Annotated in this window: 9 protein-coding genes; all 9 read right to left on the bottom strand. The window is 75.9% G+C overall.

Annotated elements, in window-relative coordinates; translation table 11 throughout:
* Positions 1-25: 25 nt before the first annotated feature.
* Complete coding sequence (locus ACQZOG_RS05375; protein ID WP_203550833.1) at positions 26-2,794, bottom strand: ABC transporter permease; 2,769 nt, start codon at positions 2,792-2,794, stop codon at positions 26-28.
* Position 2,795: 1 nt separating this feature from the next.
* Positions 2,796-6,041, bottom strand: coding sequence for an ABC transporter permease (locus tag ACQZOG_RS05380; RefSeq protein ID WP_079031455.1), 3,246 nt, complete (start codon positions 6,039-6,041; stop codon positions 2,796-2,798).
* A gap of 188 nt (positions 6,042-6,229) precedes the next feature.
* Positions 6,230-6,643, bottom strand: a complete 414-nt coding sequence (locus tag ACQZOG_RS05385; RefSeq protein ID WP_033274617.1) for a globin — start codon at positions 6,641-6,643, stop codon at positions 6,230-6,232.
* Between the two features lie 111 nt (positions 6,644-6,754).
* Positions 6,755-8,089 carry an FHA domain-containing protein gene (locus ACQZOG_RS05390; RefSeq protein ID WP_359495474.1) on the bottom strand — a complete coding sequence of 445 codons (1,335 nt, stop codon included), beginning with the start codon at positions 8,087-8,089 and terminating at the stop codon, positions 6,755-6,757.
* A gap of 83 nt (positions 8,090-8,172) precedes the next feature.
* Entirely contained in the window at positions 8,173-9,519 is a 1,347-nt protein-coding gene (locus ACQZOG_RS05395) for a vWA domain-containing protein (RefSeq protein ID WP_037639563.1), read from the bottom strand.
* Positions 9,520-9,689: 170 nt separating this feature from the next.
* On the bottom strand, positions 9,690-11,078 hold the full coding sequence (locus tag ACQZOG_RS05400; RefSeq protein ID WP_430741329.1) for a PP2C family protein-serine/threonine phosphatase: 1,389 nt from the start codon (positions 11,076-11,078) through the stop codon (positions 9,690-9,692).
* A gap of 357 nt (positions 11,079-11,435) precedes the next feature.
* Positions 11,436-13,985, bottom strand: a complete 2,550-nt coding sequence (locus tag ACQZOG_RS05405; protein WP_430741330.1) for a tetratricopeptide repeat protein — start codon at positions 13,983-13,985, stop codon at positions 11,436-11,438.
* Complete coding sequence (locus ACQZOG_RS05410; RefSeq protein ID WP_193455246.1) at positions 13,982-15,328, bottom strand: hypothetical protein; 1,347 nt, start codon at positions 15,326-15,328, stop codon at positions 13,982-13,984. The genes ACQZOG_RS05405 and ACQZOG_RS05410 overlap by 4 nt, the downstream gene beginning before the upstream one ends.
* 120 nt (positions 15,329-15,448) lie before the next feature.
* Positions 15,449-16,504 (bottom strand): glutamate ABC transporter substrate-binding protein, encoded by a 1,056-nt coding sequence (locus tag ACQZOG_RS05415; protein WP_051724497.1) that lies wholly within the window; start codon positions 16,502-16,504, stop codon positions 15,449-15,451.

Here is a 16,504-nt window from a genome sequence, read left to right on the forward strand (position 1 = left end):
AGAGACACGGAGTCGGGCGGGGACGTCATCGCGCGTCACCCGCCCGGAGTTCGCGGACCGCGCCCCTGCGCCCCGACCACCAGGCCTGGGCCGCCGCGACGCCGACGGTCAGGGCGACCACCGCCAGCGCCGGCACCAGCAGGGCCAGCTGGTCGGCGCGCAGCAGGGCGCGGCCCGCGGCGGGGGCGCCGGTGGAGACGGCGACGGTCGTCAGGTCGATGCCCGGCGCCAGCAGCCGGATCGCCGCCCACGCGGTGAGGGCGCCGCCCACCGCGGCGAGCACCGCCTGCGGCAGCGACTCCAGGATCAGCAGCCGCCTGCCCTGGGCGCGGGTGAGGCCCATGGTGCGCAGCCGGGCCAGCAGGGCGGCCCGTTCCGGTGCGGCGCGCAGCAGGGTCAGCAGCAGGGCGAGCGCGGCGTAGGCCGCTCCCGCCGCCACCGCGGCCGCGTAGACGCGCTCGGCGCCGGTCTGCAGGGGCGACTCGACGGTGGCGGCGACCACGTCCGACCGGAGCTGGACCTGCGCGTCGTCGCCGGCGGCCTTCCGCAGCGCCGCCGCGTCCGGGGGGTCGCCGATGACCAGCAGGCCGGTGGGCGGTTCGAGGCCGGCGCGCAGGGCGGAGCCGTCCACGACGAGGAAGTCGTCCGCGCCGAGCGCCGGCGTCCAGGTGCGGACCGCCACCACCCGCGCGGTGAACGAGTCGCCGTCTTCCAGGATCACCGGGAACGGGTCGTCGCCGAACCGCTCCGCCAGGGCGGGGGAGCCCAGCGCGGGCACCGTGTCCTCACCGTCCGCCTTCAGCGTGTCCGCGTCGAAGGCGCCGTCGTCCAGGCGGCTGCTCAGCGCCGCGTACGCGTCCGGTTCGACCCCGGCCAGCGACACCCGCTGGTTCCCGGCGAGCGCGCTGTAGGAGACCTTCACGGGGGTGACGTCGTCGACGCCCGGGGCGCGCCGTACCCGTTCCTCGACACCCTTCGCCGCCTCGGTGAGGTCGAAGACGCGGGCGTCGGCGCCGACGGCGAACACGGCGGCGCGCTCCCGGGCGTCGGTCACCCCGGTCAGGACGGAGCCGCCGAACGCGGCGGTGGTCAGCGCGGTCAGCAGCGCGAGCAGCGGCAGCACGGTGGAACCGCCCGCGCGTCCCGCGCGCGCCAGCGACAGCGGGCCGACGACCCCCCGCATCCGCCGCGCCGGGCGGGCCAGACCGCGCAGCGGCAGCGGGTACAGGCGCACCAGCACCAGGGCGGCGATCACCGCCACCAGCACGGGGGCCAACGACACCAGTTCGTCGCCGGTGGGGTCGCCGTCGGCGGACGTGCCGCGCGTCCGCAGCGTCAGGACCGCGCCCGCCGCCACGGCCAGCAGCGTCACCTCGGCGACCAGGCGCCGCTTCGACGGGCGGGCCCGGACCACGTCCTCGCGGCCGGTGTGCACCCCCACCGCGCGGTGGGCGGCCACGGCGCGCAGCGGCAGCGCGAGGGCGGCGACCAGGGCGACGGCGCCCGCCGCGACCGCGGACTGAGCGGGCCGGCCGGTGCCGACGGCGAGCCGGGCGGCCAGCAGACCGAGAGCGGCGGCGGGCACGGCGACCACGACGGTCTCCGCGAGCAGCCGGCCCGCCAGACCGCGGAGCGAGGCGCCGCGGGCGCGCAGCAGGGTGAGTTCGGCGCGACGTCGCGCGGCGGCGAGTCCGCCCGCCATGCACAGGACCACGGCCGCGACCGTGCCGGTGCCGAAGGCGGCGACCGCGACGAGGGGACCGATGGCCGACCACAGCCCCTTGTAGCCGCCGAGCACGTCGTCGAGGTCGGTGGACACGTCCAGGTTCGGCGAGACGGTCGCGGTGATCCGCTCCAGCAGCGGACCGCCCTCCAAGGAGGCGACGGCCGACGTCAGAGCTTCCAGGTCGCGGCCGTGGAGGGCCGAGAGGTCCGGGGCCAGCGTCCAGTACCGCGCGGGCGCTCCGGGCGTCGCCAGCAGCGCCGGGCCCGCGTCGGGCGCCAGCAGCAGGGCGCCGGCCCAGTACTGGCTGGGCACGGGGCCCTGGGTGATCATGCGGTGCGGCCGGCCCAGCTCGGGCAGCGCCGACCAGTAGGCCCCGTCCGGTTCACGGGGAGCGACGAGGCCGGTGACGCGCACGGCGAGCGGATCGCCCTCCGCCCGGGGGAAGTGGACGACCGACCCCACCCGGATGTTCAGCTTCTTCGCCGTCTCGGTGGTGACGGCGGCTTCCAGGGAGTCGGCTTCCAGGGAGCCGGCGCCGGGACCGGGGTCCTCCGGGGCCTTCGGCAGCCGGCCCTGCGTGAGCCGGGAGTGCTCGGCGACGCCGCCCTGGGCGACGAGGTGGAACACCGGGGCGACGCCGTCCGGCTGGGACAGGTACGGGTCCGGGGCTTTCATGGCCCGGGTGGTGCGCACCCCGGCCGACGACTGGTCCTCGTCCAGCGGCAGCGCGCGTCCCGGCAGCGCGAGCAGCTTCGCGAACGGGCCCTCCACCTGCTCCCGGCGAAACAGGTCCTCCCAGGGCCCGTCGCTGAGATACATGTCGGCGTCCGAGACCTGGATCTGGACGCTGGTACGGGTGGGCCCCGCGGCCTCCAGCGCGCGGCGCATGCCCTCCTCGTCGTACCGGTCCAGCGCGGGCGGCAGCGCGGCGGCGAGGAACGCGGTCACCGCGACCAGCAGCGCGAGCGCCGCCGCGGCGCCCGGCGCGGTCCGCAGCCGGGTGCGCACCCAGGGCACGGTCACCCGTGAGGCGGCCGTCCGCGGCCGTCCCGAGGGCCGTTCGGTCACCTCACTCACCTCCCCGGTCGCGCAGCGAGGACACCGCGTCGACCCTGCGCAGGGCCAGGACGGCCGTGATCACGAGCGGGACGGCCGCCACGGCGGCCAGCAGCGCCGTCACCCGCAGCGGCGGCAGCACGACCAGCACCCCGGGCAGCGGGCGGGTGGCCTCGGCGGTCAGCATGACCAGCGGGATCACCGCGCGGGCCAGCACCGCCCCGAGCAGCACACCCACCGCGAGCGCCGTCCCCACCAGCACCGCGTGCTCGACGAGCACCACCCGGGCCAGCCGGCGCCGGGAGGCGCCGAGGGCGCGGAGCACCCCGAACTCGGCGGACCGCTCCCGCAGCGAGCCGGCCGCGCTCACCGCGAACCCGACCGCCGTCAGGGCCGCCGCGGCGAAGGCAGCCGCCGCGAAGGCGTTGCCGGGGCCGGCGCCGAACGGGTCGTCGCGCAGCCGCTCCGCGATCTCGTCGCGCACCACCACCCTGGACGGGTCGATGTCGGGCCGCTGCCGCAGTGCCGCCGCCGCGACCTGTGAGGACGCGTCCGGTTCGGTGGCGAGCCACCACTCGTTCGGCAGCACGGCCCCGCCCTTGGCGGCCTGGAGCGCGCGGTTGACGGAGGCCAGGTCGAGCAGCAGGGCGCCGCCGTCGTCGTCCGCCCCGTCCGACGGGGTGGTGGGCAGCGCCCGCACCGCGCGGGCGATCCGCACCGGGACGCTGCCGCCGCCGAGCTGCACGCTCAGCCGCTGCCCGATCCGGGCGCCGGTCGACTCCAGGTACCGGTCGGTGGCCACGCCCTCGACCACGGGCACCGGCGGCTGCGGGACGCGCAGGTCGAGCGTGAGGGCCGCCGTGGGCAGCCAGGCCATGTCGGGCGGGAGGGGGGTCGCGGTGAAGTCGACGGTGGCGGGGGCGCCGGCGGCCATCCGCGGCCGGGCGGCCGCGGCGCCGTCGGCGGTGTCCGGGCCGTCACCGACGAGCGACGGCCGCCAGCGGGCCGACAGCGGCAGCGCGCGGTCGCGGCCCGCGGTGTCCGTGGCGGTCAGCGCGGTGAGGGCGAGCCGGCACCGCTCGGGCGGCCCCACCGGCTGCGGCAGATCCAGGCGGAACCCGGTCAGGGTCAGCGGTCCCGCGGGGCCCCCGGCGACGGCATCCAGGTCGACCACGAGGTCGTGCGGCCGTCCGTCCTGGAGCAGCTCGCCGAACGTGAGCGAATACGGGGTGCCGTGGGCGTCCTCCACGGTGGCGGTCACGGTGGCGGCGTCCGTGCCGCGCAGGGACGCGCTCAGCGCCAGCCGCGCTGTGCCCGCCGGTATGCGCACGCCCGCCGTGGCGCCCTTCGGCGCGAGCCCGGACAGCGCCGTGCGCACCGGCACGTCCGCCAGGTCGGGGCGCATCAGCAGGGTGCCCGCAGCGCCCTCGGTGTCCAGCGCCAGCACCGTGGCCTGCCGTCCGGCGGACAGCGACACGGTCGTACGGGACGCGGGGGAGGCCGAGCGGACGCCGGGGACGGCCGCGTAGGCGGCGCCGCGTCCCGGGCCCTCGGTGCCGTTGGACAGCACACGCAGCTGCGCGCCGGCCCGGAAGTCCGCCTGGTCGTCCTGCGAGCGCTCCCACGAGGAGCCCTGGCCGACCGCGAGCATGCCCAGCGCCACGGCGAGCACCAGCAGCAGCACCGGGCCGGCCCCGCGCATCGGGCGGCGGGCGAGCTGCCACCCGGCGAGCGCCCCCGACAGCCCCCGGCTGCGGGAGGCCCGCAGTTCGGCGAGCCGGGCCGGCAGGGGCAGCAGCCGCAGCGTCAGCACCGTGCCGGCGAGCAGCGCCAGCGCCGGCGCGGCCACCAGCAGCGGATCGACGCCGAGGTCCTCGCCGACGGCCCCGGCCGGGCGGCGGCTCAGCTGCCAGTACGCCACCCCGGCCACCGCCAGCAGCCCCAGGTCCCCGCCCGCGCGCACCGCTCCCGGCAGTGGCTTGGCGCGTCCGGGGGCGTACGGGGTGGCGAGCGCGGGGAGGGTGACGGCCAGCGCGCAGCCCAGCGCCACGCCCACCGACACCAGCCACACCGTGCCCTGCGAGGCGACCGACGTGACGGAGGCGTCCAGGTGGAGCCCGATGCGGGCCAGCGCGCCCCGTCCGGCGAGCAGCCGGGTGAGCGGGCCCGCCAGCAGCGGCGCGCACAGTGCCGCGGGCACGGCCAGCAGCAGCGCCTCCAGGGCGGCGAGCCGTGCCACCCGGGGGCGGGAGGCGCCGCGGGCCCGCAGCAGCCGGGTCTCCGCCGCGCGGTCCGCGGTCAGCAGCCGGGCCACCAGCAGCAGGGCGCACCCGGCGAGCAGGGCGAGCTGGAGGACGACGACCAGCAGCGTGGAGCGGGAGACGAACAGGGCCCGCTCGACGCGGTCGAGGGTGGCGGGCAGGTCTCCGGCGACGGTCGCCGAACCGTGCAGGGCGGGCGCGGAGGGCAGCGTGGCCACGCCTTCCTTCATGGCGGTGCGCAGCGCGTCGATCCGGCCGGTGGTCATCCCGGAGAAGTCGGCCGACGCCAGCCAGCCCACAGGCCCCGTGCTCACCCGGCCCCCGGTGAGCACGGCGGGGTCGGTGAGCAGCGGGCCGTAGGTGGTGAAGTGGACGGTGACGATGCCGCGGCCGGCGAGCTCGTCGAGCTGCCAGTAGGGCGCGGAGGTGTCGGCGGGGCGGTAGAGGCCGGTGACGAGCACCCGTGCCGCGGGGCCCTTCAACCGGTTGTCCAGGGTGAACCGGGCGCCCGGCCGCAGGCCCAGCTCACGTGCGGCGACGACGGGGAGGGCGACCTCGATCTCCGGCCCCGCGGGGCGCGCGGAGGGCATCCGGCCCTCGGTGAGACGCACCTGCGTCCGGTCGAGCGCCGCGAAGTGCGTGAGGTCCGGCTCCTCGCTTCCCGCGCGCCGGTCGGCCGGGCGCAGGGAGGGCGGCAGGCCGTACGGGCCGGACCGGGCCAGGGTGCGCAGTGTCACCGGCAGGCCGTTGTAGGCCTGTTCGGCCCCGCGGCGCACGGCGGTGTCGGCGGCGGTCCTGCCGCCCTCGGGCAGCGACTCGGCCTTGACGAGCAGCGTGGTCCCGGCGGCGTCGCGGGGGTTCGCCAGCGCGTGCCGCAGGGACGCGTCGCCGATGGTCGTGGAGTAGGCGGTCAGGGTGGCCAGGACGGCCGTCGTCAGCAGGACGGTGAGCAGCGCGGCGGCGAGCAGCGGACGGTGCGCCCGAGCGCGCGCGAGCACGAATCTCGCCGATCCCCCAGCGGCATCCACCGCGACCCCCCGTGTTGTCCAGACCTGTCCGGGATGGTGTCAGAGGGGCAGAGCGGGAGGCATCCGTTCGAGACAGCTTTTGACCTGATCGTGACCGGAATGCGGAGTCGCATGTTCGGTATGTGACGGCCGCGTAACCACGGCTGGTCAGGGGTTTTTCAGTCCGGGGAATTGATCATGGAGGCGGCCGCGTAGGTCAGGTACTTCCACAGGGTCTGCTCGTGCTCCTCGGACAGGCCCAGCTCGTCCACGGCGTCGCGCATGTGCTTCAGCCACGCGTCGTGCGCCGCACGGTCGACCTTGAACGGTACGTGCCGCATCCGCAGCCGCGGATGGCCGCGGTTCTGGCTGTAGGTGGTCGGACCGCCCCAGTACTGCATGAGGAACAGCGCGAGGCGCTCCTCCGCCGGGCCCAGGTCCTCCTCCGGGTACATGGGCCGCAGCAGCGGGTCCTCGGCCACCCCCTGGTAGAAACGGTGGACGAGCCGGCGGAAGGTCTCCTCCCCGCCGACCTGCTCGTAGAAGGTCTGCTCCTGAAGCGTGCCGCGCCGAATCTCTGTCACGCCGTCCATGGTCTCAGACACCGCGGCATAGGACTCAAGGCCTAGGACCGCCCCCCGTGCGGGGGCGGCCGGGCCCGGCCGGACGGCCTCGCGGGGAGGTACGTCCGGCCGCCGCGGGGCTCAGCCCCGGCGGATGGTGATCGTCGTCCAGGCGCCCACGTGGACCCGGTCGCCGTCCTGCAGCGGGACCGGGACGAACGGCTGGATGGGCTCCTCGGAGCCGTTGACCGTCGTGCCGTTCGTCGAGTTCTGGTCGACGACCGCCCAGCTGCCGTCCGGCTGCTGCACCAGCACCGCGTGCTGGTGCGAGACGCCCGGGTCCTCCGGCGGGGTGGACAGATCGATGTCGGGGGTGTCGCCGGTGGAGTGCCGGCGGCGGCCGATCGTGATCTGGTTGCCGGTGAGCGTGCGCTGCTGCTCGGGCGAGTACGCGGGCAGGTTCAGACCCGCGGCCTCGGGGCCCGAGCGCTGCATCATCGCCATGAAGTAGTCACGGTCGGGACCGATGGTCGCCGTCCAGGTGACCGGGCCCTGCTGCTGCCGCGGCTGCTGCGGGAAGCCGCCCGGGCCGGGAGGCGCCTGGGTGCCGCCCTGCTGCGGATAGCCGTAACCGCCGTGCCCGCCGGGACCGTTCGGACCGCCGGGACCGCCGGGACCGTGCGGGCCGCCGTGCCCACCGGGGCCGCCCGGGCCGCCGTGCCCGCCACCGGGGCCGCCGGTCGGCGGGGAGATCACCCAGTCGTCGTCACCGCCGCCGTACGACGGGCCGCCGCCCTGCGGCGGACGGCCGGTCTCCTGCGGGAAGCCGGGAGGGGCCGGGGGACCGGAGTGGAACGCCTGCGGGGCGCCGGGGCCGTTCGGGCCCCCAGGGCCGCCGGGGCCGCCGTGCCCACCGGGACCGCCCGGGTTGCCGCGGCCGGGGCCGGGCGGGGGCGGGACCGGGCGCGAGGGGTCGCCGCCGGAGCCGGGCGGGCCCGGCGGGATCGGCTCGGCGGGCCGGTTCACCTGCGAGGGGCGCGAGGTCTGGTAGTCGAACCCGTCACCGCCCCCGTACGAGGGAGGGGGCGGCTGCTGCCCGAAGGGGCCGCCGGGACCGCCCTGGCCGCCGGGGCCCCCCGGACCGGGGGCCGGCGGGCGCGGGGCGGCGGGGGTGTAGGAGGTCGCCGTGTTGGTGAGGAAGTTCCACCGGCACTCCTCGCAGAACGGCGCGCCGCCCTCACGGGGCGTGCGGCACTGCGGGCACAGCTCCGGCTGCGCGCCGGGGCCGCCGTAGCCGCCCGGGCCGCCGGGGCCACCCGGAGCACCGCCGGGGCCGCCGGGCGGCGGGAAGCCGTAGCCGCCACCGGGCGCCGGCGGCGGAGGAGGGGGTGGGGGCACGGCACCCGCCATGCGGTGACCGCACACCTCGCACCAGTCGTCGGAACCCGACTGGTGTCCGTTCGGGCAGGTCGGCATGTCGGCGCTTCCCCCTCTCCTTTTCCGGTCGTTTCCGACCGGGTTTCTCCAACCCCGAGGGGTCAGGCTCGCTTACTTGCAGATCATTTCTTTACACGAACAGTCTTGGTCGACCGTGTTTCGAGTGTCATCTCGTCGGCCTCCTCGACCTTCGTCTTCAGTCGCACAGTACCGGTCGCGGCGTCGACGACGTCCACCACCTTCGCAAGCAGTTTCGCAGTATCGGCGTTGCCGGAGGCGCTCGCGAGCTGAACGGCACGGCCCAGCTTGGCCGTTGCTCCGTCCATATCGCCCACTTTGCGTAGATCCAGCCCCTCCTGGATGACTTCGGCCAGTTCGGCCTGACCCGTGTAGTGGGCGACTTGAGGGTTGATCGACGTCGACGCGGCCAGGTCGTCCGTCCACACGGCCCGCACCAGCCCCTGCGCGCCCAGGCTCTGCACGCTGCCCCCGGGCTGCGGGATGACCAGCGAGACGCGCGCCGCGAGCATCTCCCGGCCCACGGCGCCGGGCGGAACCGCCACGCAGAGGTGGTAGTCACGGGACTCGTCGCCCCAGGAACCGAGCGGGTAATCGCCCGTGCGGGGGCCCGCCTCGGTGCGCCGGCCGGTCAGCTCCTCCACCGTCGGCGCGACCTGCTTGACGAACGTGACGGTGGCGCCGGCCGGGGTCCACAGACGCAGCGAGACGTCCGCGACCTCCTTGCCCATCGCCGTCTCCATCATCCGCGTGAAGTCCGCGGCGAGGCCGGCCGGGTCGGCGACGATGTCGGCGGTGCCGAGCAGGGCCGAGGCGATGCCTGTGACTTCTTTCACTTCCCAGTCGGTGCCCACGCCACGGGCGTCACAGGTGAACCGGCCGGCGCAGGCGTCCAGCGCCGCCCTCAGGTCCTCCGGCGACTCGTGCTCGTTGCGGCCGTCGGTGAGCAGGATGCCGTGCCGGATCGCCACGTCCGCCGACGCCAGCAGCCGGTCGGCGCGGCGCAGCCACGTCCCGATCGCCGTGCCGCCGCCCGCGCTCAGCTTCCGCAGCGCCTGCTTGGCCTGCTCGCGGGTGTCCGGTCCGGCCACCGCGAGCCGGCCGTCGCCCGGGTACACCTCCCGCGCGAGGTGGGTGCCGGCGACCACCGCGAAGTGCACGCCGTCGCGCAGGGTGTCGATCGCGGCGCCCGTGGCGTCCCGCGCGTTGCGCATCTTCGTGGGCGGGTGGTCCATCGAGCCCGAGCAGTCGACCATCAGCACCACCGCCGCCGACGGGCCCTCGCCGGGCGCGTACAGGTGCGGCGCCGCCACCGCGCTGCCGATGGTGCCGCCGCCGGTCGCCGTGACCGTCACCACCGCGTTGACCTCGCGGCCGCCCTCCGGCAGGTACTCGTTCTGGTACACGTCCACCGAGAACTGCGGCACGTTCGATTTCGCGAAAATGGCCATGCCTGGTTCGCTCCCCCTCCGGTGCCCCGACGGCGCGGGGCGACGACGTCCTCACGGACCGGTCCCCTCCGGTCCGTTGAAGCTTCCCCGTGCGAGGCCGGCCGTACGCGGCACGCGGGTGCGGCACACGCGTGCGTGCGTGTGCCGCGTACGGCGCGCGGTGCGCGGCCTCAGGCCGATCCTGCCCCCTGCGGGACGGCCGGGAACGGCACCAGGGCCACTGTTACGTTGTCGTGGCCGCCGCCGTCGAGGGCGTGACCGACCAGCACGCGGGCGGCGTGCAGGGGGCGCGCGGCGGCGTCGGCGGGCACCGCCTCGGCCATGTCGTCCGCGGACTCGGCGTAGTTCCACAGGCCGTCCGTGCAGACCACGACCACACCCGGGCGGTCCGGCTTGAACGCCGCGGTGTGCGGCTCCAGTTCGTACGCGTCCGCGCCCAGCCAGCCCGTGATCGCGTGCGCGCGGTGGTCGGCGTACGCCTCGGCCTCGCCCATCAGCCCGGCGGCGACCATCTGCGCGGCCCACGAGTCGTCCTCGGTCAGCCGCGCCGCCGGTGCGGAACGGTCCACCGGGATCCAGTACACCCGGCTGTCGCCGACCCAGCCCACGACCAGCAGACCCGCGGTCACCACCGCGCCGACGATCGTGCACGCGGGCGCGTTCTGCTGCGGGGCGTGCTCGCGTGCCTCCGTGGGCTGTTCGCCCGCCAGCGCGTTGACCGCCTCGGAGGCGGCGAGGATCGCCTCGTGCATCGCCTGCTGCGGGTGCGTGCCGCGCGGCAGGGCGTCGAGCAGGGACGCGTTCGCCGCGCGTGAGGCGGCGAGTGACGCCTCGTCGGGGCGGGTGGCCGAGGAGACGCCGTCGCAGACGACCGCCACGGACACGGGGGCGCCGTCGGGCAGCGTGGTCGTGCCGACGGCGAAGGCGTCCTCGTTGCGGTGGTGCCGCAGGCCGCGGTCGCTGACCGCGGCGACGGGGCCGCATTCCTGTTCCATGTGGTCCCGTTCGCGCGGCTGGGCGTGGCCGCAGTTCTCGCAGTATCCGTCGTCGTCGACCCGGCCCGCCCGGCACGCCACACACACGGCGGCGTGCGGCTCGGGCGCGACGCGGGGGTCGGGCGCCTGAAGGGTGTAGTCGTCGCCACCGGCGACACCCTCGTCGGACGCCCGCCGGTCGAGCCTCACCCCGGTGCCGGACGCGGGGGGCCGTCCTTGGACGGGAGGTCCCTGAACGGGCGCGGCCGGGGCGCCGTTCGGCGCGGTGTCGCTCGCGGACGCGGGCTGGGCGGCGGGCGCCGCGGGGTGCGGGCCGGGCGCCGCCGGGACGCCGGTCCCGTACGAGCTCGGGACCGCGGCCTGCGGGTCGGCTCCCGCCGGGTTCCGGCCGGGTGCTGCCTGGTGGGCGGAAGAGGCCGGCGCCGGTGCGCCGGACGCCGAGGCGCGCGGGGTTCCGGCGTGCGGGACGGGGCCGGCAGGGCTCGCGCCGGGCTGCGCGGGTGCGCCCGGGGACGGGGCGGCCGGGGCGGCCGGCGTCGGGTGGCGGCGGGCGTCGGCGGACACGGCGTCACCTGCCGCATCGGCGCGGGCGTTGGTTGCCGCAATACCCTGGACCGGTGACGCCGGGTGTGCGGACGCGGCGTGCGGCGGGGCGTCCGCCGCGGGGCCGCCCGCGGCCGGGACGTGCGCGCCGGGCGGGGTCGCCGGGCGCGGGGGGATCTCGCCCGGCGTGGGGGCGGGCCAGGGCGACTGGGGCGGCACCGCGCCGTTCAGTGCGATCGTCGGGTCGTCCGACGGCCGGGCCGGCACGGCCGACAAGTCGTATCCGCATGCGCCGCAGAAACGATCACCCGACTCGAGGGGTTCCTCGCAGCTCGGGCATTTCGACAGCGCGGCCTGCTGGGGCATCTGCGACATCAACTACACCCACGTCCGGGGGCGGTAACGATTGGCACGTTCCACCAGGTCGATCCTTTCCTCGCCGCTGCGCGCCAGCCGGGCCAGCGTGCGGTACGAGCGCTCCAGGCCGAAGCGCAGGCCACGCTCGTCCAGGCCGCTGCCGAGCAGCGTCCGCCCCCCGGCGGCGGGAGGAGCGGAACCCTGGCCCCCGGAGAGTACCCAGTCCAGTCCGCAACCGAGGACCTCCGCCGCCAACAGCTCGCGGCGCGCCGGATCCAGACCGTACGACTCCAGGGCCTTCACCTGCCCCGCGGCGGCGGTCAGGTCGTCCAGGAACGGCGCGTCGGCCGCGGTGGCCGTGCGCCCCCGCAGCCGCGCCCGGACCGCCGCGACCCGGGCGGCGGTGTAGTGGATGGAGGACTCCGGCACCGACTCCAGCGTCCGCACGGCGCCGTGCCGGTCGCCGGCCGCCAGCCGCACCCGGGCCAGCCCGAACGCGGCGCTCACGTAACTCGGGTCGGTGGACCACACCAGCCGGTAGTACTCGGCCGCGTTGTCCAGCTGCCCCAGCACCTCCGCGCACAGCCCCAGCGCCAGCTTCGGCGCGATCTCGCCCGGGAAGGCGTCGTAGATCGCGTCGAAGGCGAGCGCCGCGCCCTCGTGGTCGCCGGTGACCAGCGCGGCCACGCCCCGGTACCAGACCACCCTCCAGTCGTCGGGGTCCTCCGCCTCCAGCGCGCCCAGCGCCTCCAGGGCGGTCGCCCACTCGCCCGTCTCCAACCGGGCCCGCACCACGCGCAGCCGGGTCTCGGCCGACGGATCGGGCGCGGCGGACAGCGCGTGGATCAGCTCACCGGGCGCGGACGCCAGCAGACCGGCGAGGAAACCGGCGTTGGGGTCGGCGGGCTGGACGTGCGGCACGGGCAACGCGAGGGCGGCCGCGGGACAGTCCACGGGCCGCACCAGGGAGGCGGGGGACGGCGGCAGCGCGGGCGCCGGGACGGGCGGGCCCTTACGGGGCCGGGCGCGGCGGGCGCCCAGCCGCGACACGTCCCCGTCCGGCGGCGGGAACAACTCCGTGTCCGTGACCCGCAGTTCAGGGCCGAACAGCGTCGACAGCGCCGGGCGCGCCTCCCCCGACTGGAGCGAGACGACCTCCCGCAGCACGCCCGTCAACTGCTCCGCCATCTCCTGCGCGGAGGCGAACCGGCGCGCCGGGTCCGGGTCCGTGGCCCGCACGAGCAGCCGGTAGAAGGACTCGTACTGACGGAACACCTCGATGGTGTCCGGGTCCGGCAGGGAGTCCGCGTAGACGTTGGTGTAGCCCTGGAAGTCGAAGGTGAGAACGGCCAGCGTGCGGGCGACCGTGTACAGGTCGGACGCCACCGACGGGCCCACCTCGGCGACCTCCGGCGCCTGGTAGCCGACGGTGCCGTAGATGGCCGACTCGTCGTCGTCCGTCCGCCGTACCGCGCCCATGTCGATCAGCTTCAGCTGGTCCTCGGTCTGGATCGCGTTGTCGACCTTGAAGTCGCAGTACAGCAGGTTGCGGCTGTGCAGATGCCCGAGCGCCTCCAGCGCCTCGATGCCGTACGCGCACGCCTGTTCCACCGGCAGCGGGTCGCGTCTGCCCTCCGGGGTGCGGCGGGCGTTGGCGATCTCCTTCAGCGACTTGCCGCCGACGTACTCCATGACGATGTAGCCGTCGAGGGAGCCGGTGCGCTGGTCGAGGTGCTCGACGAAGTTGTAGATCCGGACGATGTTGGCGTGCTCGATCTCCGCGAGGAAGCGGCGCTCGGAGATGGCCGCCGCCATCGCGTCCTGGTCGCCCGTGTCCAGCAGGCCCTTCAGCACCACCCAGCGGTCGGCCACGGCACGGTCCACGGCCAGATAGATCCAGCCGAGCCCGCCGTGCGCCAGACAGCCGACGACCTCGTACTGGCCGTGCACCACGTCGCCGGGACGCAGCTTCGGCACGAACGAGTACGGGTGGCCGCACTTGGTGCAGAAGCCCTCCGTACGGCCCGGCCGGCCGTTCCGGGCGCGGCCGACCGGCGCCCCGCAGTCCGACCGCGAGCAGAACCGCTTCCGCTCCGGCACCTCCGGGTCGTCCAGCACCATCCGCCGCGGATCGGGCCGCGGGATCGGCGGCACCTGCACCAGCCCCGCGCCCAGCCGGCCCCGGCCCGAACTGCCCCCGCCCGAGCCGGAACTGCGCACCGACACCGAGCGGCCCGCCGCCGTCCGGCCGGACAGCGAACGGGACAGCCGCCCGGAGACGGACCGGCGGGACTTCGACGACTGCGAGGACGTGCGCGAGCTGCGGCCGCTGACCGCGCGCCCGCTCCCGCTCCCCGAGCGCGCCCCCTGCGAGTCGCGCCCGCCCGCCGTGATGCCGGTCGGGGGTGAGGCCACCAGACCCGTCGGCGACACCACGGGTGCCAGCCCGCACGTGTCGCAGTACAGCTCGCCCCCGCCGACGTCGTCGTACGTGCCGTCGCACTCGGGGCGCCCGCAGGCGGACCGCTCCTCGGCGGGCGCCGCGGGTCCCTGCGCTCCCGGTTCGCTCATGTGCCCGGCCCCCTCCGCCCGTCCGGTCCTGCCCCCTGCCCCGGCACCCCGGGCGCGGCGCCCAGCAGCTCCGCCACCGCCTGCTGGTAGCGCAGCACCGCCTGCTCCGCCGCGCGCAGGTCGCACGGCGCGCTCCACAGCATGCGGCGCGCCTTCTCGTACCGCTCCACCAGCAGCGGGTCCTCGGCCAGACCGTGCCGGGACACCTTCGCCCTGTACGCGTCCAGCCGTCCGCGCAGTTCCGCGCGCACCGCGAGCGGCGCCGTGACGGCCGTCAACGACTCGCGGGCGCGCAGCAGTTCGTCCTCCGCCTTCTGCTCCAGCGCCTCCAGCAGCGGGGACAGCCGGTGCCACTGGGCGTGCCGGCGGTACTCGGCGGCCGTCGACAGCTGCTCCTGGAGCGCCGTCGGCGGGCCGCTCACCACCGGCACCTCCGTCGCCGCGATCTTCGCCAGCACCTCGCCGCGCGCGGTCCGCGCCTCGGCGAGGGTGCGGTCGGCGCGGGAGAGGACGTCGCGGAGGCGGACGATGCGCTTCTCGGCGTCCTGGCGGACCGCCAGCACCGCGTCGATCTCGCGGCGCACGTCCTCCAGGGCGCGGGCCTCACGGTCGTAGACGGTGGTGTCGGGCTTTCCGCCGCCCGGGGCGGAACTGCCCTCGGCCGGCTTCCAGAACGCCAGCGGGTCCGACACCACCTGCTCGCGCAGTTTCTTCAGCGTGCGGGTGATCCGCTCCAGGTCGTCGCCCGCCGGGTGCTCACCCGGGCGCACGCCCACCGAGTGCGCGAGTCTGCTCGTGCGGTGCAGCTCCGCCGACAGTAGATCGATCCGGGCGGGCAGGGCCGACCAGACCGCGTCCGCGGCGACCACCATGTCCAGCGAGGACGCGTACAGCTCGTTCATGCGGTCGACGAGGGCGGACAGGGAATACCGCTCGCTGAGCACGCCCGGACCGGCCTGACCGCCGTGCGGCGTCGGCGCGCCGGCCGTCGCGGCGGCGCTCCCCGCCACCGTCACGGGCTCGCCGCGCAGCAGCTCCGTCAGCTCCACCAGGTCCTCGCGGCTGGACCAGCGGCGCCGGGCGCGGATGTCCCGGGCCGTGCGCAACACGTCCGTGTACGCGTCGAAGTACGTCCACAGCAGCGTGATCGCCGCCTCCGTGGACGTCCACCGCTCGGCGGTGACGCCCGTCAGGCGGGCGCCCTCCAGCAGTCGTCGGCCCGCGTGGTCCTGCAGGGCGAGGAGCGAGGTCTCGATCGCCTCGTGCTCCTGGCCGAGCCGCGCCAGCGCACGGTCCACCTCGTCCCGGTCCATCACCGGCCCGGCGGGATCCGTGTCGGCCATCGATCACCTCTCGCTGCGGGGGAATTCGGGGAATCGGTTCGGAGTCGGGTCGGTGTCGGTGTCGGTGTCGGTGTCGGTGTCGAGTTCGGGTCCGGACCGCTCACGGGCCGGCGCGGATGGTCAGCTGCGGCGCAGGTACTCCGGGGCCGGGGGCCTCGACGCGGACGGGTCGTCGTCCATCGTGGCGGACAGCCACTTCGTGTACGACGCCTGCCAGCCGGTCGCGGTGTCCTGCCGGAAGTCCACCAGGATCTGGTTGACCCGGCGCACCAGGTCGTCCGCGTCCTTCTTCATCGCCACGCCGTAGTACTCGGTCGTGAACGCCTCGCCCTTGAGCTCCACGGTCGGATCCTGCGCGGCCTGACTCGCCGCGAGCGCGCCGTCGTTGACGACCGCGTCCACCTCGCCGAGCTGGAGCCGCACCAGGCAGTCGAGCTGGTTCGGCACGGTCGTGGAGATGTCCGTCGACGCCGGCAGGTCGCCGCTCTCGCGGTCCTCCTCCAGCTTCGCGTACGCCGTCGAGCCCTTCGCCGTGCATATCCTGCGGTTCGCGAGGGTCTCGTCGTAGCCCTCGACCGGGGAGGACTTCGGCGCCAGCACCTGCTGTCCCGTCCGGAAGTACGGCGCGGAGAACGCCACGTCCTTCAGGCGCGAGCAGTTGATCGTCATCGTGCGGACCACCAGGTCCACCCGGCCGTCCTGGATCGCCGGTATGCGCTGGTCGGTCGGGATCGCCTTGAACTGCACCGCGTCCGGGTCGCCGAGGATGTCCTCCGCGATGCGGTGCACCAGGTCGATGTCGAAGCCCTCGAGGCGGCCGTACTCGCCGCTGTTCGGGTCGCGGTAGCCCCAGCGGTAGCTGTTCTGGTCCACGCCGACGACCAGCTTCCGCTTCTCGCCCGGGCGGTTCTTGATCGCCGTGATGGCCGGGCCGTCGGCGCGGGACGGGGGCAGGGTCTGCTTCTCGGGGGCCTCGCAGTCGTCGGCCGCGCGGGCGGCGTCGACGGTGAGGGCCTTCGTCGTGCGGTGACCCGTCGGCTGTGTCCCCGCCTGGGAGGCGACCGAGCCCGTGCAGGTCACGGCGAGGGCGAACACGACGGCGAGGGCGCAGGCCGCCGCCATCGCACCCACCCCGCCCCAGCCTTTCAGGCGGGCCCGCAGGTGTCGTACGCGCAT

The organism is Streptomyces sp. P13-3-3 (assembly GCF_050571355.1).
GTDB lineage: Bacteria > Actinomycetota > Actinomycetes > Streptomycetales > Streptomycetaceae > Streptomyces > Streptomyces althioticus.

Coding starts and splice junctions, on each gene's coding strand:
- ACQZOG_RS05385 (WP_033274617.1), bottom strand. CDS start 6,643: ATGGACGGCGTGACAGAGATTCGGCGCGGCACGCTTCAGGAGCAGACC.
- ACQZOG_RS05390 (WP_359495474.1), bottom strand. CDS start 8,089: ATGCCGACCTGCCCGAACGGACACCAGTCGGGTTCCGACGACTGGTGC.
- ACQZOG_RS05395 (WP_037639563.1), bottom strand. CDS start 9,519: ATGGCCATTTTCGCGAAATCGAACGTGCCGCAGTTCTCGGTGGACGTG.
- ACQZOG_RS05405 (WP_430741330.1), bottom strand. CDS start 13,985: ATGAGCGAACCGGGAGCGCAGGGACCCGCGGCGCCCGCCGAGGAGCGG.
- ACQZOG_RS05410 (WP_193455246.1), bottom strand. CDS start 15,328: ATGGCCGACACGGATCCCGCCGGGCCGGTGATGGACCGGGACGAGGTG.
- ACQZOG_RS05415 (WP_051724497.1), bottom strand. CDS start 16,504: ATGCGCGTACGACACCTGCGGGCCCGCCTGAAAGGCTGGGGCGGGGTG.